The sequence below is a fragment of the Pseudomonas sp. NPDC087346 genome, from assembly GCF_044744235.1.
Classification (GTDB): Bacteria; Pseudomonadota; Gammaproteobacteria; order Pseudomonadales; family Pseudomonadaceae; genus Aquipseudomonas.
This window is the reverse complement of the sequence record NZ_JBIUXX010000012.1, coordinates 21,265-45,593: the sequence shown is the minus strand read 5'-3', so window position 1 is coordinate 45,593 and position 24,329 is coordinate 21,265. Positions and strand designations below refer to the sequence as shown.

The 24,329-nt window shown below is 59.6% G+C and carries 25 protein-coding genes and 1 other RNA gene; 17 read left to right on the top strand and 9 right to left on the bottom strand.

Annotation, left to right across the window (positions count from 1 at the left end):
- From rho to ACIOZM_RS10115, 4 genes are all read left to right on the top strand, one after another.
- The coding region (rho, locus tag ACIOZM_RS10130; protein ID WP_401212802.1) for a transcription termination factor Rho at nucleotides 1-1,161 on the top strand (1,161 nt) is incomplete at its 5' end.
- 126 nt (nucleotides 1,162-1,287) lie between these two features.
- A complete protein-coding gene (locus ACIOZM_RS10125) occupies nucleotides 1,288-3,249 on the top strand; it encodes an acyltransferase family protein (protein ID WP_401212800.1) in 1,962 nt (653 codons plus the stop codon).
- Nucleotides 3,250-3,329: 80 nt separating this feature from the next.
- The gene (gene ubiD, locus ACIOZM_RS10120) at nucleotides 3,330-4,796 is read left to right on the top strand and encodes a 4-hydroxy-3-polyprenylbenzoate decarboxylase (protein WP_401212797.1); all 1,467 of its coding nucleotides are present in this window, start codon (nucleotides 3,330-3,332) and stop codon (nucleotides 4,794-4,796) included.
- On the top strand, nucleotides 4,796-5,764 hold the full coding sequence (locus tag ACIOZM_RS10115) for a CDP-6-deoxy-delta-3,4-glucoseen reductase (RefSeq protein WP_401212794.1): 969 nt from the start codon (nucleotides 4,796-4,798) through the stop codon (nucleotides 5,762-5,764). The genes ubiD and ACIOZM_RS10115 overlap by 1 nt, the downstream gene beginning before the upstream one ends.
- 21 nt (nucleotides 5,765-5,785) lie before the next feature.
- On the opposite strand, the gene ACIOZM_RS10110 is transcribed toward ACIOZM_RS10115, so the two are convergent.
- Nucleotides 5,786-6,262, bottom strand: coding sequence for a sn-glycerol-3-phosphate transporter (locus ACIOZM_RS10110; protein WP_401212791.1), 477 nt, complete (start codon nucleotides 6,260-6,262; stop codon nucleotides 5,786-5,788).
- Nucleotides 6,263-6,617: 355 nt separating this feature from the next.
- Between ACIOZM_RS10110 and ACIOZM_RS10105 the strand changes: the two genes are divergently transcribed.
- Nucleotides 6,618-7,286 (top strand): gamma-glutamylcyclotransferase, encoded by a 669-nt coding sequence (locus ACIOZM_RS10105; RefSeq protein WP_401212788.1) that lies wholly within the window; start codon nucleotides 6,618-6,620, stop codon nucleotides 7,284-7,286.
- Here the strand turns inward: ACIOZM_RS10105 and glpT are convergent.
- A complete protein-coding gene (glpT, locus tag ACIOZM_RS10100; RefSeq protein ID WP_401212785.1) occupies nucleotides 7,262-8,611 on the bottom strand; it encodes a glycerol-3-phosphate transporter in 1,350 nt (449 codons plus the stop codon). The genes ACIOZM_RS10105 and glpT overlap by 25 nt on opposite strands.
- A gap of 226 nt (nucleotides 8,612-8,837) precedes the next feature.
- Here glpT and ACIOZM_RS10095 point away from each other — a divergent pair, with 226 nt between their 5' ends.
- Nucleotides 8,838-9,467: a flagellar basal body-associated protein FliL gene (locus ACIOZM_RS10095; protein ID WP_401212782.1), complete on the top strand. Its 630-nt coding sequence runs from the start codon at nucleotides 8,838-8,840 to the stop codon at nucleotides 9,465-9,467.
- Nucleotides 9,468-9,484: 17 nt separating this feature from the next.
- On the opposite strand, the gene ACIOZM_RS10090 is transcribed toward ACIOZM_RS10095, so the two are convergent.
- A complete protein-coding gene (locus tag ACIOZM_RS10090; protein ID WP_401212780.1) occupies nucleotides 9,485-10,462 on the bottom strand; it encodes an NADPH:quinone oxidoreductase family protein in 978 nt (325 codons plus the stop codon).
- A gap of 150 nt (nucleotides 10,463-10,612) precedes the next feature.
- On the opposite strand from ACIOZM_RS10090, the gene ACIOZM_RS10085 reads away from it, so the two are divergent.
- On the top strand, nucleotides 10,613-11,020 hold the full coding sequence (locus ACIOZM_RS10085; RefSeq protein ID WP_401212777.1) for a flagellar basal body-associated protein FliL: 408 nt from the start codon (nucleotides 10,613-10,615) through the stop codon (nucleotides 11,018-11,020).
- 139 nt (nucleotides 11,021-11,159) lie between these two features.
- Here ACIOZM_RS10085 and ACIOZM_RS10080 read toward each other — a convergent pair whose 3' ends face one another.
- The gene (locus ACIOZM_RS10080) at nucleotides 11,160-11,612 is read right to left on the bottom strand and encodes an EVE domain-containing protein (RefSeq protein ID WP_401212775.1); all 453 of its coding nucleotides are present in this window, start codon (nucleotides 11,610-11,612) and stop codon (nucleotides 11,160-11,162) included.
- Nucleotides 11,613-11,808: 196 nt separating this feature from the next.
- On the opposite strand from ACIOZM_RS10080, the gene ACIOZM_RS10075 reads away from it, so the two are divergent.
- Entirely contained in the window at nucleotides 11,809-11,964 is a 156-nt protein-coding gene (locus ACIOZM_RS10075; RefSeq protein WP_401212772.1) for a hypothetical protein, read from the top strand.
- A 35-nt stretch (nucleotides 11,965-11,999) separates the two neighbouring features.
- On the opposite strand, the gene ACIOZM_RS10070 is transcribed toward ACIOZM_RS10075, so the two are convergent.
- The 4 genes from ACIOZM_RS10070 to ACIOZM_RS10055 form a co-directional block, all read right to left on the bottom strand.
- Nucleotides 12,000-12,605 (bottom strand): 5-formyltetrahydrofolate cyclo-ligase, encoded by a 606-nt coding sequence (locus ACIOZM_RS10070; RefSeq protein WP_401212770.1) that lies wholly within the window; start codon nucleotides 12,603-12,605, stop codon nucleotides 12,000-12,002.
- 79 nt (nucleotides 12,606-12,684) lie between these two features.
- A non-coding RNA gene (gene ssrS / locus ACIOZM_RS10065) (6S RNA) lies at nucleotides 12,685-12,863 on the bottom strand.
- A gap of 30 nt (nucleotides 12,864-12,893) precedes the next feature.
- Nucleotides 12,894-13,211, bottom strand: a complete 318-nt coding sequence (locus tag ACIOZM_RS10060; RefSeq protein ID WP_401212769.1) for a cell division protein ZapA — start codon at nucleotides 13,209-13,211, stop codon at nucleotides 12,894-12,896.
- The gene (locus ACIOZM_RS10055) at nucleotides 13,208-13,417 is read right to left on the bottom strand and encodes a TIGR02449 family protein (RefSeq protein WP_401212767.1); all 210 of its coding nucleotides are present in this window, start codon (nucleotides 13,415-13,417) and stop codon (nucleotides 13,208-13,210) included. The genes ACIOZM_RS10060 and ACIOZM_RS10055 overlap by 4 nt, the downstream gene beginning before the upstream one ends.
- Nucleotides 13,418-13,544: 127 nt before the next feature.
- On the opposite strand from ACIOZM_RS10055, the gene ACIOZM_RS10050 reads away from it, so the two are divergent.
- From ACIOZM_RS10050 to gcvH, 9 genes are all read left to right on the top strand, one after another.
- Nucleotides 13,545-14,105: a YecA family protein gene (locus ACIOZM_RS10050; RefSeq protein WP_401212764.1), complete on the top strand. Its 561-nt coding sequence runs from the start codon at nucleotides 13,545-13,547 to the stop codon at nucleotides 14,103-14,105.
- Nucleotides 14,106-14,132: 27 nt separating this feature from the next.
- A complete protein-coding gene (pepP, locus tag ACIOZM_RS10045) occupies nucleotides 14,133-15,467 on the top strand; it encodes a Xaa-Pro aminopeptidase (RefSeq protein ID WP_401212763.1) in 1,335 nt (444 codons plus the stop codon).
- Complete coding sequence (gene ubiH, locus ACIOZM_RS10040) at nucleotides 15,464-16,651, top strand: 2-octaprenyl-6-methoxyphenyl hydroxylase (RefSeq protein WP_401212760.1); 1,188 nt, start codon at nucleotides 15,464-15,466, stop codon at nucleotides 16,649-16,651. Before pepP ends, ubiH begins: the two co-directional genes overlap by 4 nt.
- The gene (locus ACIOZM_RS10035; RefSeq protein WP_401212758.1) at nucleotides 16,644-17,129 is read left to right on the top strand and encodes a DUF4442 domain-containing protein; all 486 of its coding nucleotides are present in this window, start codon (nucleotides 16,644-16,646) and stop codon (nucleotides 17,127-17,129) included. Before ubiH ends, ACIOZM_RS10035 begins: the two co-directional genes overlap by 8 nt.
- Before the next feature lie 9 nt (nucleotides 17,130-17,138).
- Nucleotides 17,139-18,356, top strand: a complete 1,218-nt coding sequence (locus ACIOZM_RS10030) for a 2-octaprenyl-3-methyl-6-methoxy-1,4-benzoquinol hydroxylase (RefSeq protein WP_401212985.1) — start codon at nucleotides 17,139-17,141, stop codon at nucleotides 18,354-18,356.
- Nucleotides 18,357-18,603: 247 nt separating this feature from the next.
- Nucleotides 18,604-19,608: an extracellular solute-binding protein gene (locus tag ACIOZM_RS10025; protein WP_401212755.1), complete on the top strand. Its 1,005-nt coding sequence runs from the start codon at nucleotides 18,604-18,606 to the stop codon at nucleotides 19,606-19,608.
- A gap of 140 nt (nucleotides 19,609-19,748) precedes the next feature.
- A complete protein-coding gene (locus tag ACIOZM_RS10020) occupies nucleotides 19,749-21,365 on the top strand; it encodes an ABC transporter permease (RefSeq protein WP_401212752.1) in 1,617 nt (538 codons plus the stop codon).
- Nucleotides 21,366-21,520: 155 nt separating this feature from the next.
- A complete protein-coding gene (gene gcvT / locus ACIOZM_RS10015; protein WP_401212750.1) occupies nucleotides 21,521-22,603 on the top strand; it encodes a glycine cleavage system aminomethyltransferase GcvT in 1,083 nt (360 codons plus the stop codon).
- A gap of 49 nt (nucleotides 22,604-22,652) precedes the next feature.
- Nucleotides 22,653-23,036 carry a glycine cleavage system protein GcvH gene (gene gcvH / locus ACIOZM_RS10010; RefSeq protein ID WP_401212747.1) on the top strand — a complete coding sequence of 128 codons (384 nt, stop codon included), beginning with the start codon at nucleotides 22,653-22,655 and terminating at the stop codon, nucleotides 23,034-23,036.
- A 105-nt stretch (nucleotides 23,037-23,141) separates the two neighbouring features.
- On the opposite strand, the gene ACIOZM_RS10005 is transcribed toward gcvH, so the two are convergent.
- Complete coding sequence (locus ACIOZM_RS10005) at nucleotides 23,142-24,281, bottom strand: DegT/DnrJ/EryC1/StrS family aminotransferase (protein WP_401212745.1); 1,140 nt, start codon at nucleotides 24,279-24,281, stop codon at nucleotides 23,142-23,144.
- Nucleotides 24,282-24,329 lie beyond the last annotated feature (48 nt).

The following is a 24,329-nucleotide window of genomic DNA, read 5'->3' as shown; positions in this document are numbered from 1 at the left end:
GTGATTTTCTCCCTGCTCAAGAAGCACGCGAAAAGCGGTGAGGAAATCTCCGGTGATGGCGTGCTGGAGATTCTCCAGGACGGCTTCGGCTTCCTGCGCTCCGCTGACGCTTCCTACCTGGCCGGCCCGGACGATATCTACGTCTCGCCTAGCCAGATCCGCCGCTTCAACTTGCGCACCGGTGACACCATCGTTGGCAAGATCCGCCCTCCGAAGGAAGGCGAGCGGTATTTCGCACTGCTCAAGGTCGACACGATCAACTTCGATCGTCCAGAGAACGCGAAAAACAAGATTCTCTTCGAGAACCTGACCCCGCTGTTCCCGACCGTGCGCATGAAGATGGAAGCCGGCAACGGTTCCACCGAAGACCTGACCGGTCGAGTGATCGACCTGTGCGCTCCGATCGGCAAAGGCCAGCGCGGTCTGATCGTTGCACCGCCGAAAGCCGGTAAAACGATCATGCTGCAGAACATCGCAGCGAACATCGCCCGTAACAACCCTGAAGTTCACCTGATCGTGTTGCTGATCGACGAGCGTCCGGAAGAAGTAACCGAAATGCAGCGCACCGTGCGCGGCGAAGTGGTTGCATCGACCTTCGACGAGCCGCCGACCCGTCACGTACAGGTTGCCGAAATGGTGATCGAGAAGGCCAAGCGCCTGGTCGAACACAAGAAGGACGTGGTGATCCTGCTCGACTCCATCACCCGTCTGGCCCGTGCCTACAACACCGTGATCCCGAGCTCCGGCAAGGTTCTGACCGGTGGTGTCGATGCCCACGCCCTGGAGAAACCGAAACGTTTCTTCGGCGCTGCGCGGAACATCGAAGAGGGCGGCTCGCTGACCATTATCGCCACCGCACTGGTTGAAACCGGTTCGAAGATGGACGAAGTGATCTACGAAGAGTTCAAGGGTACCGGCAACATGGAACTGCCTCTGGATCGCAAGATCGCCGAGAAGCGTGTGTTTCCGGCCATCAACATCAACCGTTCCGGCACCCGCCGCGAAGAGTTGCTGACTGCCGACGACGAACTGCAGCGCATGTGGATTCTGCGCAAGCTGCTGCACCCGATGGACGAAGTTGCCGCCATCGAGTTCCTGATCGACAAGCTGAAAACGACCAAGACCAACGACGAGTTCTTCTTGTCGATGAAGCGCAAGTAATACGAAAGCCGCTTAAAAAGGAGCGTCCCGAAAGGGGCGCTTTTTTTTGCGCTCGCGGTGCATAACTTTCCTGGCTGGCTAATGTCCTTGTTTGATCGGCTTGTATCCGAACCCACAAGGAGCGCTATGCACACGTTTGGCAATCGCCGTGATATCGACGGATTACGGGCACTCGCGGTTATTCCCGTCGTGTTGTTCCATTTCGGCTTCAGTACATTCAGCGGCGGTTTTGTCGGCGTTGACGTGTTCTTCGTCATCTCCGGATTCCTGATCACCACAATCCTGTTCCGTGAAATCAGTGCCCAGCGCTTCAGCTTCCTTGATTTCTGGGGGCGCCGGGCTCGTCGCATCCTGCCGGCCTTGAGTGTGGTTGTGGTGGTGACGCTGGCGTTGGGTTGGCTTTTGCTGACACCCAAAGACCTTTCCGAACTGGGGCGTACGGTTCGTTACCAGTCGTTGTTCATCTCCAACATCCTGTTCATGCGTCAGGACGGCTACTTCGAGCCTGCTTCGGAGCTCAAACCATTGCTGCATACCTGGTCGCTGGCGGTGGAGGAGCAGTACTACATCTTCTTCCCGCTGATGATGGTGTTGATGGTGCGCCACATCCGCCATTGGCGTTGGCTGCTGTTTGGCGTGCTGCTGGTGTCGTTCGGCCTGAACATTATCTACATCGAACGCAGGCTCGAATTTGCCTTTTTCTCGTTGCCAACCCGGGCCTGGGAACTGCTCTGCGGGGCCATGCTGGCGGTGATGCCTGCGCCGAAACTGGTTGTACGAACGTGGCTGCGTCAGTTGGTGGGTCTGGCTGGACTGGCGGCAGTGCTGGTAGCGGTGTTCACGTTTGACAAGTCCACGGTGTTCCCGGGCTGGGCGGCATTGCTTCCGGTATTGGGCACGACTGCGCTGATCTGGTCGGGTGCGCAGGGTTCGACCTGGGCTGGCCGGCTGTTGAGTCTGCGTGCCCTGGTGTGGGTTGGTCTGCTGTCCTATTCGCTCTACCTGTGGCATTGGCCGGTTTACGTGTATGCCAACGCGATTTCCATCGACGGCATCCAGCCTCTGGAAGCGATTGGCTGGATGGCCCTCGCGCTGGGTCTTGCATGGCTGAGCTTGCGTTACATCGAGCTGCCGTTTCGTGAAAAGCGAGTGTTTGCCAGCCGCAACTCGGTATTGATCGGTGGTTTGATCTCTATCACGGCTCTGGCTGTGACGGGGACGGCGATTGACCGGGCGCAAGGTGTGCCCCAGCGCATGACCGGTAAAGCGTTGGAGTACGCTCAGTCCCGGGAATGGCAGGCCGGGCAGGTGAAATGTATGCAGGTAAGCACGGACAAGGCGCTGGACAAAGCATGCCTGCTGGGCGGTGAACAGAAGTTAGCGGCGACAAAGATGTTCTGGGGTGACAGTCATACCGCCGCGTTGTTACCGGCCATCGAAGGAAGCGTCAGTCAAAATGGGCCGCCAGTGTGGTTGTACAGTCTGAGTGCCTGCCCGCCGATTATCGAAGATGTATTACGCCAGCAGTGCAAAGACTTCAATAAGCGAAACATGGGGAAAGTTCTCAGCCTCGGGATCAAGGACGTGGTGTTGGCGGCCAACTGGAGCTTGTACGTTTATGGCCGTGAAGACGGCGATGGCGACAGACAGTTCCTGCTTGATCGCAAAGACAATACGCAGCAAGCCGAACGGCGCATGGCCGCAGCGCTCAAGGCGCAAGTGGCCGAGCTACGTGACGCGGGCGTGCAGGTCTGGCTGTTCAAGGAGGTGCCGCTGCAGCACAAGAGTTTCATCAACCGTCTGACCAGCCTGGCCCGAATCGGGCGCTCGGCCGAGGGGCTCGGTCGGCCGCTCAATGAACATCTGGCGCGTCAGCAATTTTTCACTGACCTGTTCAACTCAATGAGTGCCGTGGATTCCGGTGTGCACGTCCTCGACCCGACACCTTTCATGTGTAAGGACGGGCTGTGCGTCATCGATGTCGATGGCCATTCACAGTACAAGGATGCTGATCATCTTTCTGACATGGGCAGTGCCAGATTGAGCCCTTTGTTTGCGCCGATACTGCTGGGCACCAGCCACAATTGAGCAATGCCAAGCGCTGACGGGCTGCTGTTTGCCCGTCAGAGCAGGTAGGATGTACGCCTATTTTGAGGGTGCCATCGTCAATGAAATTCAAGGATCTTCGGGATTTCGTGCAGCAGCTTGAGCAGCGCGGAGAGTTGAAACGCATCCAGATTCCCGTCTCGCCGGTGCTGGAGATGACCGAGGTGTGCGATCGCACGCTGCGGGCCAAGGGCCCGGCGTTGTTGTTCGAGAAGCCGACCGGTTACGACATCCCGGTGCTTGGCAACCTGTTCGGCACGCCCGAGCGGGTCGCCATGGGCATGGGTGCCGAGTCGGTCAGCGAGTTGCGCGAGATCGGCAAGCTGCTGGCGTTCCTCAAGGAGCCGGAGCCGCCGAAGGGCTTGAAAGACGCGTGGTCGAAGCTGCCGATCTTCCGCAAGATCATCGCGATGGCGCCGAAAGTCGTCAAAGACGCGGTATGCCAGGAAGTAGTTATCGAAGGTGATGACGTCGATCTGGCGATGCTGCCGGTGCAAACCTGCTGGCCCGGCGACGTCGGACCGCTGATCACTTGGGGCCTGACCGTCACCAAAGGCCCGAACAAGGACCGGCAGAACCTCGGTATCTACCGTCAGCAAGTGATCGGCCGCAACAAGGTGATCATGCGCTGGCTCAGTCACCGTGGCGGCGCGCTCGATTTCCGTGAGTGGTGCGAGAAGCATCCAGGTCAGCCGTTCCCGGTGTCCGTGGCCCTCGGTGCCGATCCGGCGACCATCCTTGGCGCGGTGACGCCGGTACCGGACAGCCTCTCCGAATACGCCTTCGCCGGTCTGTTGCGCGGCAATCGCACTGAGCTGGTGAAGTGCCGTGGCAACGATCTGCAAGTGCCGGCGACTGCCGAAATCATCCTCGAAGGCGTGATTCATCCGGGCGAAATGGCCGATGAAGGCCCGTACGGCGACCACACCGGTTACTACAACGAAGTCGACAGCTTCCCGGTATTTACCGTCGAGCGCATCACCCACCGGATCAAACCGATCTACCACAGCACCTACACCGGTCGTCCGCCGGATGAGCCGGCGATCCTCGGTGTGGCGCTGAACGAAGTGTTCGTGCCGATCCTGCAGAAGCAGTTTCCGGAGATCACCGATTTCTACCTGCCGCCGGAAGGCTGCTCGTACCGCATGGCCATCGTGACCATGAAGAAGTCGTATCCGGGGCATGCCAAGCGCGTGATGCTGGGTGTCTGGTCGTTTTTGCGACAGTTCATGTACACCAAGTTCGTTATCGTCACCGACGACGATATCAACGCCCGGGACTGGAACGACGTGATCTGGGCCATCACCACGCGCATGGACCCCAAGCGTGACACGGTGATGATCGATAACACGCCGATCGACTATCTCGACTTCGCCTCGCCGATCTCTGGCCTGGGCTCGAAAATGGGCCTCGATGCCACCCATAAGTGGCCGGGTGAGACCACTCGCGAGTGGGGTCGTGTGATCGTCAAGGACGACGCCGTTACTCAACGGATCGATGCCATCTGGAATCAGTTAGGAATAGATTGATGCGTGTAACCCTGCAGCCCTCCGGAGCGGTACTTGAGATACAGCCCGGTGAGCGGATTCTCGATGGCGCGCGGCGCCTGGGCTACGAATGCCCGCAAAGCTGCCGCAACGGCAACTGCCACGTTTGCGCGGCGTTGCTGGTGGAAGGTCGGGTCGCGCAGGCCGGCGATGTGCGCGACCACGGCGAGTTCTACACTTGCATAGCCGAGCCGCTGGAAGACTGCATCGTGCTGTGGGATGGCGTGCTCGCGCTGGGAGAACTGCCGGTGCGCAGCCTGTCGTGTCAGGTCATCGAATGCCGGGATGTCGGTGGCGACACCTGGCGCGTGCGCTTGCGCGCGCCGGCCGGCAAGCCGCCGCGTTATCACGCCGGGCAGTATTTGCTGATCGAACGCGAGAACGGCGAGAAATCGGCGTTCTCCATGGCCTCGGCGCCGCATGGCGGGCGTGATCTGGAAATCCATGTACTGGCGCGCGAACCCAGTGCGTTGAGCCTGATCGAGCAATTGCAGCGCAATCCGCTGGTGCGCGTCGAACTGCCGTTCGGTGATACCCACCTTGCGGAACTGCCCGACGGTCCACTGGTGCTGATCGCCGCAGGTACCGGCATGGGGCAGATTCACAGCCTGATCGAACATTGCCGGGCCAACGGCTTCAAGCACCCGGTGTATCTGTACTGGGGCGTGCGCCGACCGGAAGACTTCTATCAGATGGAACATTGGGACGAATGGGTGAAGTTGCCCAACCTGTTCCTGCACAAGGTCGTCAGCGATCAATGTGGCTGGGAAGGGCGTTGCGGGATGCTGCATGAGGCGGTCTGCGAAGACTTCGCCGACCTGAAGCCTCTGCACGTCTACGCCAGCGGCTCACCGGCCATGGTCTATGGCACGCTGGACGCTTTGGTTGAGGCGGGGATGGATGCGCATCAAATGCGCGCCGACGTATTTGCCTACGCGCCTCGTTCCTGAGCCGCGATTGCGCGTGCGTTTCTAGAAACGCACGCCGGTCGTGACCATGGCCGCGTTGGCGCCGAGCAATACCAGCTCGGCAGCCACTGGTCCGTAGTGAGTACCCAGCGATGGAATGATCACCGGCGCAACGCCGAAGTGATTGAGCGGGATCTTGTCCTTGTAGTCGCCGCGATAACCCTGCAACAACCCGCCAGTGAGTTTCAGGTAAACCGGGTAATCGGCGCTGTCGAAACGTTTGCCGACATAACCGTAGTTCGATCGCTGGCTGAACGAGTTACGAAAAGTCGCCCCGCCGAATACCCAGCCTGACGCCTGATTACGTTCAATGCCAATCAAGTCTTGATTGTTATTGTGTTCAGGGTCGGGAGAGTAATGTTTGGTATAGACGCTGGTCTGCGCATACCAGAACCCATCGTCTTTCTCCGGGCTTTCCTGCGCCATTGTCTGGCCGGCCAGGCTCAGCAGCAGTGAGGTCAAAATCCATGGAGTTTTCATTGTTCAGCCTCGGTAACGGGATGGCTTGTGCCAGAGGAAGGCCGTTATACGCAGGCGTTCAGCGACGGGACATAAAGAGATTCCGATATTTTAGTAGGAAATTTCCTTCGTACTCATGAACAAACCCTGAACAGGTGAGCGAATGCTTATGGATATGTCATTCAGGTATTTAAGACATTGGTGAAAGGGGATTAGGCTATATAAAAGCCAGTGACCGCGTTGATAACCGCTATTTCTCCTTATCAAAAGTGTCATACATCCTTTAGCACTTTTCGTTTTAGATTTACTGCTATATGTTCTATAAAGCGGATTGTGCTTACATCTTGTAATACTTGCGGGGCCGAACACTACCGTCATGACAGCCATTGAATCTGCTTTTCTGAATCTGGCTTACCCTCCGCGCCTCGATCTGGGGCCGCAGCTGACGCACGAACAACTTCTCGTCTCGATGCAATCGACCATGGCGCGCCACAAGGGCGGGCCGGTGTGGCTGTTCGCCTATGGCTCGCTGATCTGGAAACCCGAGTGTTCGTCCTCTGAACGGGTGCGCGGTCGGGTGCATGGCTACCATCGTGGTTTGTATCTGTGGTCGCACGAGCACCGAGGCACGCCGGAAATGCCCGGTTTGGTGTTTGGTCTGGATCGCGGGGGTTCTTGCAGCGGCTTTGCCTATCGGCTGCCGGAAGAGAATCTCGACAGTGCGCTGTATGCGCTATGGAAGCGCGAGATGCCGTTTCCATCCTATCGCCCGCACTGGCTCAACTGCCGTCTTGAAGATGGCAGCCAGGTACAGGCCTTGGGATTTGTGCTGGAGCGACACCTGCCCAGCTATGCCGGCAACTTGCCGGATCATGTGCTGAGCCAGGTATTCGAAAGCGCTTGCGGGCGGTACGGCACGACTCGCGATTATGTCGAGCAGACCGCACACGCCCTGCGCAGCCACGCCATGCCAGACCGGAATCTGGAGGCGCGGCTCAAGCGCTGTCAGTCAAAGACTGATCAGGCGACTGCTTCGCGGCTCTGACTGGCGACTTGTTTGTGCCACAGCGTCGGGGCCAGGAAGGCCATCGATAGCAGGCAAGCGCCGACCAGCAGCACGAAACCACCGTCCCAGCCGAAGTGGTCAACGGTGTAGCCCATCGCCGCGCTCGCTGCGACCGAACCACCCAGATAACCAAACAGACCGGTGAAACCGGCAGCGGTGCCGGCGGCTTTCTTCGGCGCCAGTTCCAGTGCCTGCAAGCCGATCAGCATCACCGGGCCGTAAATCAGGAAGCCGATCGAGAACAGCGCGATCATGTCGACGGTCGGGTTGCCGGCCGGGTTCAGCCAGTAGACCAGCGTTGCCACGGTCACCAGTGCCATGAACACCATGCCGGTCAGGCCACGGTTGCCACGGAAGATCTTGTCCGACATCCAGCCGCACAGCAGCGTGCCCGGGATACCCGCCCACTCGTAGAAGAAATAGGCCCACGAGGTTTTATCCACGGTGAAACCCTTGGCTTCCTTGAGATAGGTCGGCGCCCAGTCCAGTACGCCATAACGCAGCAGGTAGACGAAGACGTTGGCCATGGCGATGTACCAGAGCATTTTGTTGCGCAGCACGTACTTGACGAAGATTTCCTTGGCGCTGAATTCGTCTTCGTGGCTGGCGTCGTAGCCTTCCGGGTAATCGTTCTTGTACTGCTCGATTGGCGGCAGGCCGACCGATTGCGGGGTGTCGCGCATGGTGATGAAAGCAAACACCGCCACGCCCAGTGCCACGGCTGCCGGGACGTAGAACGCCGCATGCCAGTCATTGAACAGACCCATGCCGAGCAGGAACAGCGGACCGATCAGACCGCCACCGACGTTATGCGCGACGTTCCATACGGAGACCACGCCGCCGCGTTCCTTCTGCGACCACCAGTGCACCATCGTCCTTCCGCTCGGCGGCCAGCCCATGCCCTGCGCCCAACCGTTGATGAACAACAGGATGAACATCATGGTCACGCTGGACGTGGCCCATGGCGCGAAACCGAACACGAACATCACCCCGGCCGAAACCAGCAGGCCGAACGGCAGGAAGAAGCGCGGGTTGGAGCGGTCGGACACCAGGCCCATGAGGAACTTCGACAAGCCATAGGCAATGGCAATTGCCGACATCGCCAGACCCAGATCGCCACGGCTGTAGCCTTCGTCGATCAGGTACGGCATGGCCAGGGAGAAGTTTTTGCGCAGCAGGTAGTAACCTGCGTAACCAATGAAAATACCGGCGAAGATCTGCCAGCGCAGGCGTCGGTAAGTGCTGTCTATTTGTTCTTCAGGCAAAGGAGCCTGATGTGCGGCAGGACGAAAGAAAGCAAACATTCAAGAGCTCCAGATTTCTTGTTTTGACTGCGGATGCGAATGTTACAGTTTCGTTACCGAAAATAGCACCGGTTCGCATCGGCAAAACAGCGGAAAATGTTGGAAGTCGCATGTTCCTTTACGAACCTGTCGCTCAGCTGTAAGAACAGGGCGTTTTCACCACTTATCAACATCGAGTGACTTAGACTCGCGGTCAGTTCAGCCGATTGATCAGTCGAGATAAGAAATGCCACTGAAGGTTCGCATGTTGGTGCCGAGATTTTTGGTGGCGGCGGGGATTGCCGCTGTGATGCTGACATTGATCGTCACCGATCATCCCGCCCATTCCGGTCTGCGCAACGCCACGGTGCTGATTATTCGGCATGCAGAAAAACCTGATGTGGGATCGGTACTCAATGCCCGAGGCGAACAGCGTGCGGCAGCCTACGTCGATTATTTCAATCCGCTGCAACTCGACGGCCAGACCCTCACTCCCCAGCGTTTGATTGCTGCCGGCGACACCCCGGAGAGTTCGCGCTCGCGCCTGACCCTGATCCCGCTGGCCCAGCGTCTGAACCTTGCGATTGAGCAGCCCTACCTCAATGGTGATCTTCATCAGTTGGTCAAACTGTTGCGCAAGAGCAATCAGGCGCAGACCGTGCTGATTGCCTGGCATCACGGGCATATCAATAAACTGCTCAAAGCCTTCGGCGGCGACGCCACAGCATTGATGGGCCAGGAAAAATGGCCCGACGATGTCTACGACTGGCTGATCGTGCTGCGCTTCGATGAAAACGGCCGCCTCATCCCGTCTCGCAGTGAGAAGATTCAGGAACACCTGCTGCCGGGCGACATCGGCGATGCGCCCGGCAACTGACGGCGTGCATCACAGGTTCAGCGCACCTGCACCACAACCTTGCCCACAGCCTTGCGTTGCCCAAGATCATTGATCGCCTGCGCCGCATTACTCAGCGGATAGACCTGCGACACCAGTGGTTTCAACTTGCCCTCGGCAAACCAGCCAAACAACTGCTGGAAGTTCGCCGCGTTGTCCTGTGGCTGACGCTGGGCGAAGGAACCCCAGAACACGCCGAGCACTGCCGCGCCTTTTAGCAAGGCGAGGTTGACCGGCAATTCGGGAATGCGTCCGCTGGCGAAGCCGACTACCAGCAGACGGCCGTTCCAGGCGATGGCGCGGATGGCCTGATCGAACAGGTCGCCGCCGACCGGGTCGTAGATCACGTCAGCGCCCTGGCCATCGGTCAGGCGTTTGATTTCTTCCTTGAGGCTGGTTTCGCTGTAGTTGATCAGTTCGTCGGCGCCGGCCGCTTTGGCCACCGCGAGTTTCTCTGCGCTACTGGCAGCAGCGATGACCCGGGCACCCATGGCTTTGCCGATTTCCACTGCCGCCAGACCGACACCGCCGGATGCGCCCAGTACCAGCAGGGTTTCACCCGGTTGCAGATTGGCGCGCTGTTTCAGGGCGTGCATCGAGGTGCCGTAGGTCATGCTGAACGCGGCGGCGGTGTTGAAATCCATCGACGGTGGAATCGGCAGGACGTTGTAGCCCGGCACCGCGACCTGTTCGGCGAAGCTGCCCCAGCCGGTCAGGGCCATGACCCGGTCGCCAACCTTCAGATGGCTGACTTTTTCACCTACCGCGCTGACCACACCCGCCGCTTCACCACCCGGGGAAAACGGGAAGGGCGGCTTGAACTGGTATTTGCCCTCGATGATCAGCGTGTCCGGAAAGTTGACCCCGGCAGCGTGCACCTCCAGCAGGATTTCGTTCTTCTTCGCGACAGGACTGGCGACGTCTTCCAGCACCAGCGATTCGGCAGGGCCGAAGGCTTTGCACAGCACGGCTTTCATCAGGGCTATTCCTTTGGGAGTGATGGCCGATAAGTGTAGGTGTGTCAGTCAACGGGTCAACGAGCATGCCCGACCCTGATAGTCGCCCATAAGCTTGTGCTTGCGCGGCGGGTCGTTATGCTAGGCCGCAAACCGGATAAGGAGCGAATTGTGAAAGCGTGGATCATGTTGTTGCTGGCCCTGTCTCTGCCTGTGGCAGCGCTGGCCGAAGAAGCCAAAGAAGGCGAAGCGCCAAAGGTTAGCTACATCACCCTGAGCCCGCCGTTTGTGGGTAACTACGGGTTGGATGGCACGCCGAAACTCAAGGTCTTCAAGGCTGACGTCGCGCTGCGCGTGACGGGTGATGAGTCGGCCAAACTGGTCAAGGCCAACGAGCCGCTGATCCGCAATCAACTGGTGGCGCTGTTCACTCAGCAGACTACCGAGGCGATGGGCAGCATCGAAGGCAAGGAAAAGCTGCGTCAGGAAGCGCTGAAGCAGACTCAGCAAGTGATGAATGACGAGACTGGCAAGCCAGTGGTTGAGGATCTGTTGTTCAACAACCTGATCATTCAGTAAGACTTCTGCTGTCCGGGCGGGCCTCTTCGCTGGCAAGCCAGCTCCCACAGGATTTGCGGTGAAACACATTAATGTGATCGCCGCAGAACCCTGTGGGAGCTGGCTTGCCAGCGATTGCATTTTGTCAGCCGAAAAAGCTTCAAGGCTTGAGCGCAATCACCGCCGCCCATTGCTCGGCCATAACCGGCATCACCGACAACCGCGATCCCTTCTGCACCAACGGCATCTCGGCCAGCGCCGTCTGCTGCTTCAGATAATCAAGTTTCAACACCCGCGCAAACGTTTCGACATGGGCGACATCGATCGCGCTCCAGGCGTTTTTCTCGGGGCTGGCCTTCGGATCGAAGTAATGGCTCTCCGGCTCCAGCGCCGTCGGGTCCGGGTAGGCTGCCTTGATAATCTTGCCGATCCCGGCAATTCCCGGCTCCGGGCAGCTGGAGTGATAGAAAAAGAATTCGTCCCCAACCGCCATGGCGCGCAGGAAATTGCGCGCCTGATAGTTGCGAACCCCGTCCCAGCGCGCGGTGCCGAGCTTTTCCAGACCTTTGATCGAAAGTTCGTCGGGCTCGGACTTCATCAGCCAATAGGCCATGTTTTTTGCTCCTGAAACGGTCATTGGGCAGGTTGTCGGGCAATTTTATGACAAACCGACGGTCGGTTGACGTCAGCGTTTGCGCAGAGGGTCACGTTGTCGCAAAATGCCGGCCTTTAAAGCTTGACGCTGCTGCACGGCCTACACACGGAAACCGCTGCTGTCATCGTGATGATGTGCCCGAGGGGGGCAATCGATGAAACGCAAACCGGATTTACTATGGATTTTGGTTGTTTTGTTCGGCCTGGGCGTCGTGACCACTGGTTATGCGCAGAGCCTGTGGGCCAACAAGACCGATGCACCGATTGAAGTCGCGCAACAAGTACAACAGTCGACCGCGTTCAAACGCTGAAACTGCCTTCCCGACGTCGCTGATCCGCGCGGCGTCTATCCTGCGAAATACCACGCCTTGTCGGTGACCGTGCCTTGTAACGGTACATCCCAGCTCGCTTGCGCCAATCGTTCAACCTTCTGACATTCATGGGCCAGCCCCAACAGCGTCGGCTTGCGCCAGTTTTTTCGACGCGCCAGATACGCCAGGCTGCGGTCGTAGAAGCCACCGCCCATTCCCAAACGTCCACCGACGTCGTCAAAACCCACCAGCGGCAACAGCACCAGATCCAGCGTCCAGACTTTGCGTTGTCTAGCGAGGCAGGCGCGCGGCTCCAGAATGCGGAAGCGATTGGGTTTGAGTTTCTCGCCAGGGCGGATGCGCTGGAAAACCATTTTGGTTCGCGGCCAGGCACTGAGCACCGGTAGATAGGTCGCTTTGCCTCGACGCTGAGCTTCACGCAGCAGCAGGCGCGGATCGATTTCACCGTCGGTGGGCAAATATAGAGAGATATGTTTCGCCCGGCGGAAATGCGGGTCTTGCGCCAGTTGCCGGTACAAGCCTTTGGCGGCCTGGCGTTGTTCGCTCTTGGACAGTGAGCGGCGCGCCTTGCGCAGCAGGCGGCGAAGTTGCGGGCGGGGCAGCAGCGCGGGTTCGGTCATGGTTCGGCTTCGGCAGGTGGGACGAAAACGTACGCATAAAAAATCCGATGTCGGTTTTCACCGACATCGGATTCGAATCAGGCTCCCCGGATGAACCGCTGTCAACTTAGCCCTTGAACCCGAAAGTTCAAGGTGGAAGATGCAGTAGACTTTAAGGCTTTCCGTCTAGCGGACATGCACACCAGCCCAACGTGCAACTTCCAGGGTAGTGCGAATCGGCTCAGGGACATCGTCAACTGGCAAGCACCCCAGGGAGTGCCGCGAGTATACCTCAAGCGGTCTGACGAATCAGCCCTTGGTGACGTCTGGCTCGGTGGCCAGCACCAGATCGACACGATCGAGCAAGTCGCGCACCTGTTCACGGGTCGAGCCGCTGGCCTGGATGTCCGGTCGCTCTTCTTTGTGCAAGAGATCGTGGGTGATGTTCAGTGCAGCCATCACGGCGATACGGTCGGCGCCGATGACTTTGCCGCTGCTGCGGATTTCACGCATCTTGCCATCGAGGTAGCGTGCGGCGCTCACCAGATTGCTGCGTTCTTCCTGCGGGCAAATGATCGAATACTCTTTGTCGAGGATCTGCACGGTTACGCTATTGCTTGAACTCATGAGTCTTGCTCCAGGGCCTTGAGGCGCGAAATCATCGACTCGACCTTACGCCGGGCGATTTCGTTTTTTTCAATGAGATGCGCGCGTTCCTCGCGCCAGGTCTTTTCCTGAGCTAGTAAGAGTCCGTTTTGGCTCTTTAGTTGCTCGACTCGGGTAATCAGCAGCTCGAGTCTGGCCATCAGCGCTTGCAGGTCGTTGTCTTCCATTGTGTCCACTGAATTTGTGTCTGATGGAGGTGACAGGCGGACAGCCTTTAATAGTCTTGGCGAGTCTGTCGATGTAGGATACAAGGCCTTCATTCTAGACATAGCGCCGTCTGGCGCCTAGCTGCCCATGACCATTCAGAATTCCCCGTACCAAGCCTTCGCCACTCTGCTGACTTCCAGCGGCCACAAAGTCTCGCCTGCCGAATTGCATGGTCTGCTGCTCGGCCGCAGTTGCGCCGGCGCCGGCTTCGACAACGAAGGCTGGTTGATCGATGCCGCCGAATTGCTCGAAGGCGAGATCCAGGACAACGTCCGCAATGCCTTGATCGGCTTGCAGGAAATGGTCAAAGGCGAACTGACCGGTGACGACGTGACCGTCGTGCTGTTGCTGCCGACCGATGACGCGCCACTGACTGACCGCGCTGCCGCACTGGGCGAATGGTGCCAGGGTTTCCTCAGCGGGTTTGGTCTTAACTGCCGCGACAGCAGCATGTTGAGCACCGAAGCCACTGAAGTGCTGCAGGATCTGGCAGCCATCTCCCAGGTGCAAGACGCTCTGGAAGAATCCGAAGACGGCGAAAGCGATTACATGGAAGTCATGGAATACCTGCGCGTCGCGCCGCTGCTGTTGTTCTCCGAAACCAAGAAAGCCGACGTGCCGCCCGCCGCCAAACCGTCGTTGCATTAATCGCGTGACAGGGAAAGCCATCTGCCCATGATCCATATCCCGAAAGCGGAATACAGCCGTCGCCGCAAGGCCTTGATGGCGCAGATGGAACCCAACAGCATCGCGATCCTGCCCGCCGCCGCCGTTGCCATTCGCAACCGCGACGTCGAGCACGTCTATCGCCAGGACAGCGATTTCCAGTACCTCAGCGGGTTCCCCGAGCCGCAGGCCGTGATCGTCCTGATGCCCGGTCGCGAACACGGTGAGTACGTGTTGTTCTGCCGTGAACGCAACGCCGAACGTGAGTTATGGGACGGCTTGCGTGCAGGGCAGGAAGGCGCGATCCGCGACTTTGGCGCCGACGATGCCTTCCCGATCACCGACATCGACGACATTCTCCCGGGCCTGATCGAAGGTCGTGACCGGGTGTATTCGGCGATGGGCAGCAACCCGGAATTCGACCGGCACCTGATGGACTGGATCAACGTGATCCGCTCCAAAGCGCATCTTGGCGCCCAGCCGCCGAACGAATTCGTTGCCCTGGATCATCTGCTGCACGACATGCGCCTGTATAAATCGGCGGCAGAAGTGAAGGTGATGCGCGAAGCCGCCCGGATCTCGGCCCAGGCCCATATCCGCGCGATGCAGGCCAGTCGCGCCGGATTGCACGAGTTCAGCCTCGAAGCCGAACTCGATTACGAATTCCGCAAGGGCGGGGCGAAGATGCCGGCGTACGGCTCGATTGTCGCTGCCGGGCGCAACAGTTGCATCCTGCATTACCAGCAGAATGACGCGCTGCTCAAGGACGGGGATCTGGTGCTGATCGACGCTGGTTGCGAGATCGACTGCTATGCCAGCGATATCACTCGCACCTGGCCGGTCAACGGCAAGTATTCGCCCGAGCAGAAAGCGATTTACGAATTGGTCCTGGCTTCGCAAGAAGCGGCGTTTGCCGAAATCGCCCCGAACAAACACTGGAATCAGGCGCACGAAGCCACGGTGCGAGTGATCACCAGCGGTCTGGTGAAGCTGGGCTTGTTGCAGGGCGACGTCGACGAACTGATCGCCAGCGAAGCTTATAAAGCGTTTTACATGCACCGCGCCGGCCACTGGCTGGGCATGGATGTGCACGACGTCGGCGAATACAAGGTCGGCGGCGAATGGCGCGTGCTGGAGGTCGGCATGGCGCTGACCGTGGAGCCGGGCATCTATATCGCCCCGGACAATCAGAACGTAGCGAAGAAATGGCGCGGCATTGGCGTGCGCATCGAGGACGACGTGGTAGTGACCAAAACCGGATGTGAAATCCTGACCAACGGCGTACCGAAAACCGTCGCCGACATCGAAGCGCTGATGGCGCAAGCCCGGGCGCACGCGGCATGAGTCGGGTCAATCTGGCAATCATCGGTGGCGGTCTGGTCGGCGCCAGTCTCGCGTTGGCTTTGCAGGCAGGGGCCAAGGCCCGTGGCTGGAAGATCGTGCTGATCGAACCGTTCGCCCCCGGCGAAGGTTGGCAGCCGAGCTACGATGCGCGTTCGTCGGCGCTGTCGTTCGGCGCCCGGCAGATTTATCAGCGACTCGGTGTGTGGCAGGAAATCTCCCGCCGGGCCGAGCCGATCAAACAGATTCACGTCTCCGACCGTGGACGCTTCTCCACCGCCCGTTTGTCGGCGATGGAAGAGGGTGTACCTGCGCTCGGTTACGTGGTGGAAAACGCCTGGCTCGGCCAGTGCCTGTGGCAACACGTCGATAAAGACGTGATCAGTTGGCGCTGCCCGGCGGAAGTCATCCGCATGGAGCCGATGGCTGACGGCTATCGTCTGACCCTCAACGACGAAACCACTATTGAATGCGACCTCGCCGTGCTGGCCGATGGCGGTCGTTCCGGGCTGCGCGAGCAACTGGGCATCAACGTGCGCAAGCGTCCGTACAACCAGAGCGCGCTGATCGCCAACATTACCCCGAGCGAAGCGCACAACGGCATGGCCTTCGAGCGCTTCACCGATGACGGTCCGATGGCGCTGCTGCCATTGCCGGAAAATCGCTGCGCACTGGTCTGGACCCGTCTGGGCATGGACGCGCAACGTCTGGCGGATTTGAGTGATCGCGATTTCCTCAGTGAATTACAGAGCGTGTTCGGCTATCGCCTCGGCACCCTGAAACAGGTTGGCGCACGGCATCTGTATCCGCTGTCGCTGGTGGAGGCCGAGGAGCAGGTGCGTCCGCATCTGGCGATCCTTGGCAACGCTGCGCACAGCCTGCACCCGATTGCCGGCCAGGGTTTCAACCTGTCGCTGCGCGATGCCAATGCGCTGGCTGAAGCCTTGCTCGCCAGCGACAAACCGCTGGGCGATTTCGCTACGTTGCAGGCTTATCGAGAGCGTCAGCGTCTCGACCAAGAGCTCACCGTAGGTTTCTCCGATCAGGTCACCCGACTGTTTGGCAGCACCCAGCCGCTGGTGTCGCTGGGACGCAACATCGGTTTACTCGGTCTTGATCTGCTGCCACCGGCCAAACGCTGGTTCGCCCGTCAGGCCATGGGTTTGGGAACACGTCCGGATGCGTAACTGGTTGATGCGTTCGTTCGGCAAGGCACGCTTGATGCGCTGGGTGATGACGTTTTACCCGCCTTACCTTGGTGCTGGCGTGCGGGTGCGGCACATCAGCGATGACTTTCGCGACATTCAAGTGTCGATGGGATTGGGCTGGTACAACCGCAATTACGTCGGCACCCAGTTCGGCGGAAGTCTGTATTCGATGGTCGATCCGTTCTTCATGTTGATGCTGATGGAAAACCTCGGCTCGCGTTACATCGTCTGGGACAAGGCTGCCGATATCGATTTCATTGCGCCGGGCAAGGGCCGGGTGTTCGCCCGGTTCAACATCGACGAGACCTTGCTCGACGAGATTCGCCGGCAGACCGCCAGTGGCGAAAAATACCTGCCGCAGTTGCAGGTCGACATTCATGACGGCGCCGGCAATCTGGTGGCGCGGGTCGGTAAAACCCTTTACGTGCGGCTCAAGCCGCAAGCGAGACAGGCTTAAAGCATGGAAATGCGCGCAGATCTGCTGATTGTCGGAGCCGGAATGGTCGGCAGCGCCCTCGCGTTGGCGTTGCAGGACAGCGGGCTGGAAGTCCTGCTGCTCGACGGCAGCCCGTTGAGCGTCAAACCGTTCGATATCGACGCGCCGTTCGAGCCACGGGTGAGTGCGCTGTCGGCCGCAAGCCAGCGGATTCTCGAACGCCTCGGCGTCTGGGATGGCATCGCCAAACGGCGCAGCAGTCCTTACACCGACATGCACGTCTGGGACGGCAGCGGCACCGGGCAGATCCACTTCTCGGCGAGCAGCGTGCATGCAGAGGTGCTCGGGCACATCGTCGAAAATCGCGTGGTGCAGGACGCCTTGCTCGACCGCTTGCACGACTGCGATCTGGGCATGCTGGCCAATGCGCGACTGGAACAGATGCGCCGCTCCGGCGACGACTGGCTGCTGACACTCGCCGATGGCCGCACCTTGCGTGCGCCGCTGGTGATCGCTGCCGATGGCGCTAATTCGGCGGTTCGGCGCCTGACCGGCGTCGCCACTCGCGAGTGGGATTATCTGCACCACGCCATCGTCACCAGCGTGCGCAGCAGCAAGCCGCACCGGATGACGGCGTGGCAGCGTTTCACCGATCACGGGCCGTTGGCGTTTTTGCCGCTGGAGCGTGATGGTCAGCAGGACTGGTGCTCGATCGTCTGGTCGACCACGCCGAGCGAAGCCGAGCGCCTGATGGCGCTGGATGAAGCGGCGTTCTGTCGTGAGCTGGAGCGCGCGTTCGAGGGTTGCCTGGGTGAAGTCATCAGCGCTGATCCACGGGTCTGCGTGCCGTTGCGCCAGCGCCATGCCAAGCGTTATGTCGCTGAAGGTCTGGCGTTGATCGGCGATGCCGCGCACACCATTCACCCGTTGGCTGGGCAGGGTGTGAACCTTGGTTTCCTTGATGCGGCGGTGTTGGCTGAAGTGCTGCTGCAAGCGGCCGAACGTGGTGAACGTCTGGCGGATGTGAAGGTGCTAAGCCGTTACGAACGTCGGCGCATGCCGCACAACCTGGCGCTGATGGCGGCGATGGAAGGCTTCGAGCGCTTGTTCCAGGCTGATCCGCTGCCGGTGCGCTGGTTGCGTAATGCCGGGTTGAAACTGGTCGAGCAGATGCCGGAGGCCAAGGCGTTGTTCGTGCGAGAAGCCCTCGGCCTGACCGGCGACCTCCCGGCCCTCGCCAAACCCTGACTTCTTTATTGAGGCTGCCGGCCTCATCGCTGGCAAGCCAGCTCCCACAGTGGGCGGTGTGAAGCTGCAATCCGGAGTGCACCGTGAAACCCTGTGGGAGCTGGCTTGCCAGCGAAGGCGTCCGCGCAGTCACCGCATATTTCAGCTTGCGCAACATCTGGTAAAGACTTGGGGAAGTGTTCGATTGTGGTGGTAAATGTGAGTCCTTATCATTTGGCCCACATTTTCCGACCGAGAGACCACTCCCATGTTGGCACCCAAGCGTCTTCTGACCGCACTGGCCCTGACCCTGATCGGCAGCACAACTGCCCAGGCCGCTGATGAGGTAGTGGTTTACTCGTCGCGCATCGATGAACTGATCAAACCGGTATTCGATGCCTACACCGCGAAAACCGGGGTGAAGATCAAGTTCATCACCGACAAGGAAGCGCCGCTGATGCAGCGCATCAAGGCCGAAGGCGAAAACGCCACCGCCGACCTGCTGTTGACCGTCGATGCCGGCAACCTCTGGCAGGCCGAGCAGATGGGCATTCTGCAACCGTTCACCTCGAAAACCATCGACGCCAATATCCCGCTGCAATACCGCTCGTCCACTCATGCCTGGACCGGTCTGAGCCTGCGTGCGCGGACCATCGCCTATTCCACTCAACGAGTGAAGCCGGGCGAGTTGACCACTTACGAAGCGCTGGCCGACAAGAACTGGGAAGGTCGCCTGTGCCTGCGTACGGCGAAGAAGGTCTACAACCAGTCGCTGACCGCGACCATGATTGAAGTGCATGGCGCCGAGAAGACCGAGAAGATCCTCAAGGGTTGGGTCAACAACCTGTCCACCGATGTGTTCTCCGATGACGTTGCGGTGCTGGAAGCGATCAACGCCGGGCAATGCGATGTCGGTATCGTCAACACCTATTACTACGGTCGTCTGCACAAGCAGAAGCCGGATCTGCCGGTGAAACTGTTCTGGCCGAATCAGGCGGATCGCGGCGTGCACGTCAACCTGTCGGGCATTGGCCTGACCAAACACGCACCGCACCCGGAAGCCGCCAAGGCACTGGTTGAGTGGATGACCACGCCTGAAGCGCAGAAGATCTTTGCTGATGTGAACCAGGAATTCCCGGCCAACCCGGCTGTGGCGCCTTCGGAAGAAGTGGCGGCGTGGGGCAAGTTTGTTGCTGATACGTTGCCGGTGGAAGTGGCGGGCAAGCGTCAGGCTGAAGCGATTCGCATGATGGATCGGGCGGGCTGGAACTGAGTTCGCTGATTTAAAGAGCAAAAGATCGCAGCCTTCGGCAGCTCCTACATTGGGATGGTATTCATTCTGTAGGAGCTGCCGAAGGCTGCGATCTTTTTGCGTTTTACCTAAACTCCACGATTTTCCGCGAGACCTTTGAAGTGGCCCACCCCGCCCAACGCCGCTGGTATCCCGTCGTCTTCGCCATCGCCGCGCTGGTGCTGTTGCCACTGAGCGTGCTGCTGCTGTCGTGGCAGACCATCGATCAGCAGATCTGGTCGCATCTGTGGGAAACCCAGATGCCGCGCCTGCTGGGCAACACTCTGACGCTGGTGCTCGGCGTCGGCGTTGGCGTGACGCTGTTGGGCGTCAGTCTGGCGTGGCTCACCAGCCTCTGCGAATTCCCCGGCCGGCGCTGGCTCGACTGGGCGCTAATGCTGCCGTTCGCCATCCCGGCTTACGTGCTGGCGTTTGTCTTCGTCGGTTTGCTGGATTTCGCCGGCCCGGTGCAAACCCTGTTGCGCGAGTGGTTCGGCAGCGGCTTGCGCCTGCCGCGAGTGCGCTCCACTGGCGGGGTGATGCTGGTGCTGGTGCTGGTTTTCTACCCCTACGTCTATCTGCTGGCGCGCACCGCGTTCCTCGCTCAGGGCAAAGGGCTGATGGAAGCCGCGCGGGTGCTGGGTCAATCGCCGTGGCAAGCCTTCTGGCGGGTGGCGTTGCCAATGGCGCGTCCGGCGATTGGTGCCGGTGTGGCGCTGGCACTGATGGAAACTCTGGCGGACTTCGGTGCGGTCTCGGTGTTCAATTTCGACACCTTCACCACCGCGATCTACAAGACCTGGTATGGCTTCTTCAGCCTCTCCAGCGCGGCGCAACTCGCCAGTCTGTTGCTGCTGGTGGTGATGCTGGTGCTTTACGGCGAGCGCCGTGCCCGTGGGGCGAACCGGGCTAGCAACGAACGGCCGCGGGTCCAGGCGTTGTATCACTTGCGCGGTTTGAAGGCATGGGCGGCGATGAGCTGGTGTGGACTGGTGTTCGCCTGCGCCTTCGTGATTCCGGTGCTGCAATTGATTGTCTGGTTCTGGCAGCGCGGTCGCTTCGATCTCGATGAGCGTTACGCCGGACTGATTCTGCACACCCTGTATCTGGGCGGCATGGCGGCGCTGATCACGGTCAGCGTCGCCTTGCTGCTGGCCTTCGCCCGACGACTGGCGCCAACCAGACCCATTCGCGCCGGGGTCAGTCTGGCCAATCTGGGTTATGCGTTGCCGGGCTCGGTGCTGGCGGTGTCGATCATGCTGGCGTTCAGTTATCTCGACCGAGAGCTGGTGATTCCGCTTTCCGGCTGGCTCGGCGGTGCGGGCAAACCGCTGTTGCTCGGCAGTCTGGCGGCGTTGTTGATGGCCTATCTGGTGCGGTTCATTGCGGTGGCTTACGGGCCGCTGGAAAACAGTCTGGCGCGTATACGGCCGTCTTTGCCCGAAGCAGCACGTAGCCTCGGTGTCAGTGGGCCGCGACTGTTTTTCAAAGTGTATCTGCCGTTATTGCTGCCCGGGACGCTCAGCGCAGCGTTGCTGGTGTTCGTCGATGTGCTCAAGGAAATGCCCGCAACCCTGCTGATGCGCCCGTTTGGCTGGGATACGCTGGCGGTACGCATCTTCGAAATGACCAGCGAGGGCGAATGGGCGAGGGCGTCATTGCCGGCGCTGACCCTGGTTCTGGTCGGACTGTTGCCGGTCATCGGCCTGATCCGGCGATCTGCGCATCGAAACACTTAGTCGTCAGTCCTGAATCATGCGGCTACAATGCGCGGCATTCGGTGCGGTTCGTCTGACAGATCTGTTCGCTGGAATCGGCTGAGAGCCTTCTATATCAAGGCTTTCACCCGTACAGCAGCTGTCCGCACCTTCGCCACGCCCGGAAGGAGAAACCCATGGGACAGCGTACGCCTCTGTATGACCTGCATCTCGCCCTCGGCGCGAAGATGGTCGATTTTGGCGGTTGGGATATGCCACTGCATTACGGCTCGCAGGTCGAGGAACACCATCAGGTGCGCCGCGATTGCGGGGTGTTCGATGTTTCCCACATGACCGTGATCGATGTCGCCGGCACCCAGGCCAAGGCCTGGCTCCAGCATTTGCTGGCCAATGACGTCGAACGCCTGCACAGCCCCGGCCGTGCGTTGTACAGCACCATGCTCAACGAGCGTGGCGGCATCGTCGACGACATGATCGTCTACCGTCTCGACGACGGTTATCGGCTGGTATTCAACGCTTCTACCCGCGATCAGGATCTGGCCTGGATGCAGGCGCATCTCGGCACTTACGACGTGCAACTGCACGAGCGCCCGGAGCTGGCGATGCTCGCCATTCAAGGCCCGCAGGCCCGGCACAAGATTGCCGAGCTGGTGACCCAGTCCCGCGCCACGCTGATTCAGCAGATCAAACCCTTTGAAGGCCGCGCCGACGGTGACTGGTTCATCGCCCGCACCGGTTACACCGGTGAAGATGGCCTGGAAATCGTCCTGCCTGCCGACCAAGCCCCGGGTTTTTTCAACGATCTGGTGGGCGCTGGTATTTCGCCCATTGGCCTCGGTGCCCGCGACACCTTGCGGGTTGAAGCCGGAATGAACCTCTATGGCCAGGACATCCATCAGGACGTTTCGCCGCTTGCTTCGAATATGGCCTGGAGCATTGCCTGGGAACCGGCCTCGCGTCAGTTCATCGGCCGCGCTGCGCTGGAGGCGGAAAAAGCTGCCGGCGTTGCGCACAAACTGGTTGGTCTGGTGCTTGAGGAGCGCGGTGTTTTGCGTGCTCATCAAGTGGTTCGTATCGCTGATGTTGGCGAAGGGGAGATCACCAGTGGTAGTTTCTCTCCTACGCTAAGCAAATCGATTGCCCTGGCGCGTGTTCCGACGGCAACTGCCGACCGCGCCGAAGTGGAAATCCGTGGCAAATGGTATCCGGTGCGAGTGGTCAAACCGACCTTCGTGCGTCATGGCAAAACTTTGATCTAACCTATTTCCGGCGGGTCCGACCGCTGACAATTTCTTGAGGGCACCGAACATGAGCAACATCCCAGCCGAACTGCGTTTTGCCGAAAGTCACGAATGGGCACGTCTGGAAGCCGATGGCACCGTCACCGTGGGCATCAGCGATCACGCGCAAGAAGCGCTGGGTGATGTGGTGTTCGTCGAGTTGACTGAAGTCGGCAACAAATTCGCCGCTGAAGATCAGGCCGGTGTGGTCGAGTCGGTGAAAGCTGCTTCTGACATTTACTCGCCAATCGCTGGTGAAGTGATTGCCGTCAACGAAGAGCTGAGCGCTTCGCCAGAACTGCTGAACTCCGATCCGTACGGCGCGTGGATCTTCAAGCTCAAGCCAGCCAACGCTGCTGATCTGGAAAAACTGCTCGACGCAGATGCGTACAAGGCTGCAATCGGCGAGTAATGCTCGCCCCGTAGGAGCTGCCGCAGGCTGCGATCTTTTGATCTTGTTGTTAAAAACCAACGTCAAAAGATCGCAGCCTTCGGCAGCTCCTACATTTAGAGCGGGTTAAGGCTTGAGGACGGCTTTCACCGCCTCGACCGAGCGCTCGACATCTTCTTTGCTCATCGTGGTAAACATCGGCAGCGACACAATCAGTCGTCCGACACGTTCCGCCACCGGCAACATCCCTTCCTTGAAACCGCGCTCGCGGTACAAGCTCAGCAAATGAATCGGCGGATAGTGATAGCCGATGCCGATCCCCTTGGCCTGCATCTGCTCCATGAATGTAGCCCGTGCTGGCAAACCGTCCTTGCGCTCTGGCAGCACCAGTTGAAACAGGTGCCAGTTGCTGTTTTCGAAGTCCGCCGGCGGCAGTTGCGCGCCATACTGTGCTTCGAAGTCCGCGCCAAAACATTTGAAGTAATGCCGGGCCAGTTCCCGCCGATGGGCGGTCAGCGCTTCGATATGGGCAAACTGGCCCAGACCGATGGCGGCGGCGATATCGGTCATGTTGAACTTGCCGCCCAACACATCAACGTCCAGACCGTCGAAGCCGTTGCGGGTAACGCCTTGCAAGCGGTACTTCTCCGCCAGCCGTGCTTCTTCGGGCGTGTTCAGCACCAGGCAACCGCCCTCGGAGCAGGTGACGTTCTTGTTCGCCTGAAAGCTGAAAGACACGAAGTCCCCCGTCGCGCCGATGCGCTGACCGTTCCAGCTCGAACCCAGGGCCTGCGCGGCGTCTTCGACAATTCGCAGATTGTGTTTGCGCGCGATGGCGTACAAGCGCTCCATGTCCACCGGCAAACCGGCCAGATACACCGGAATCACTGCTTTGGTGCGCGGGGTGATCGCCGCTTCCAGTTGATCGAGATCGATATTGCGCGTCACCGGGTCGATGTCCGCAAACACCGGAGTAGCGCCGACTTCGAGAATCACGTTGGCGGTTGCCACCCAGGAAATCGGCGTGGTGATGACCTCGTCGCCCGGCCCGATGCCGGCGATGCGCAAAGCGATTTCCATGGTGCAGGTGCCGGAATTGAAGGTGCGCACCGGGCGTCCGCCGAAGTATTCCGACAGCTGTGCTTCGAAGGCCTGGACCTTGGGCCCGCTGGTGATCCAGCCGGAACGCAGCACTTCGCCAACGGCAGCAATCGTGGCTTCATCAATGACGGGTTTGGAAAACGGCAGGAACGGTTGTTGGCTCATGAGACTTTGATCATCCGATGGTTGGATGCCTGAGGCAGGCGCCACAGC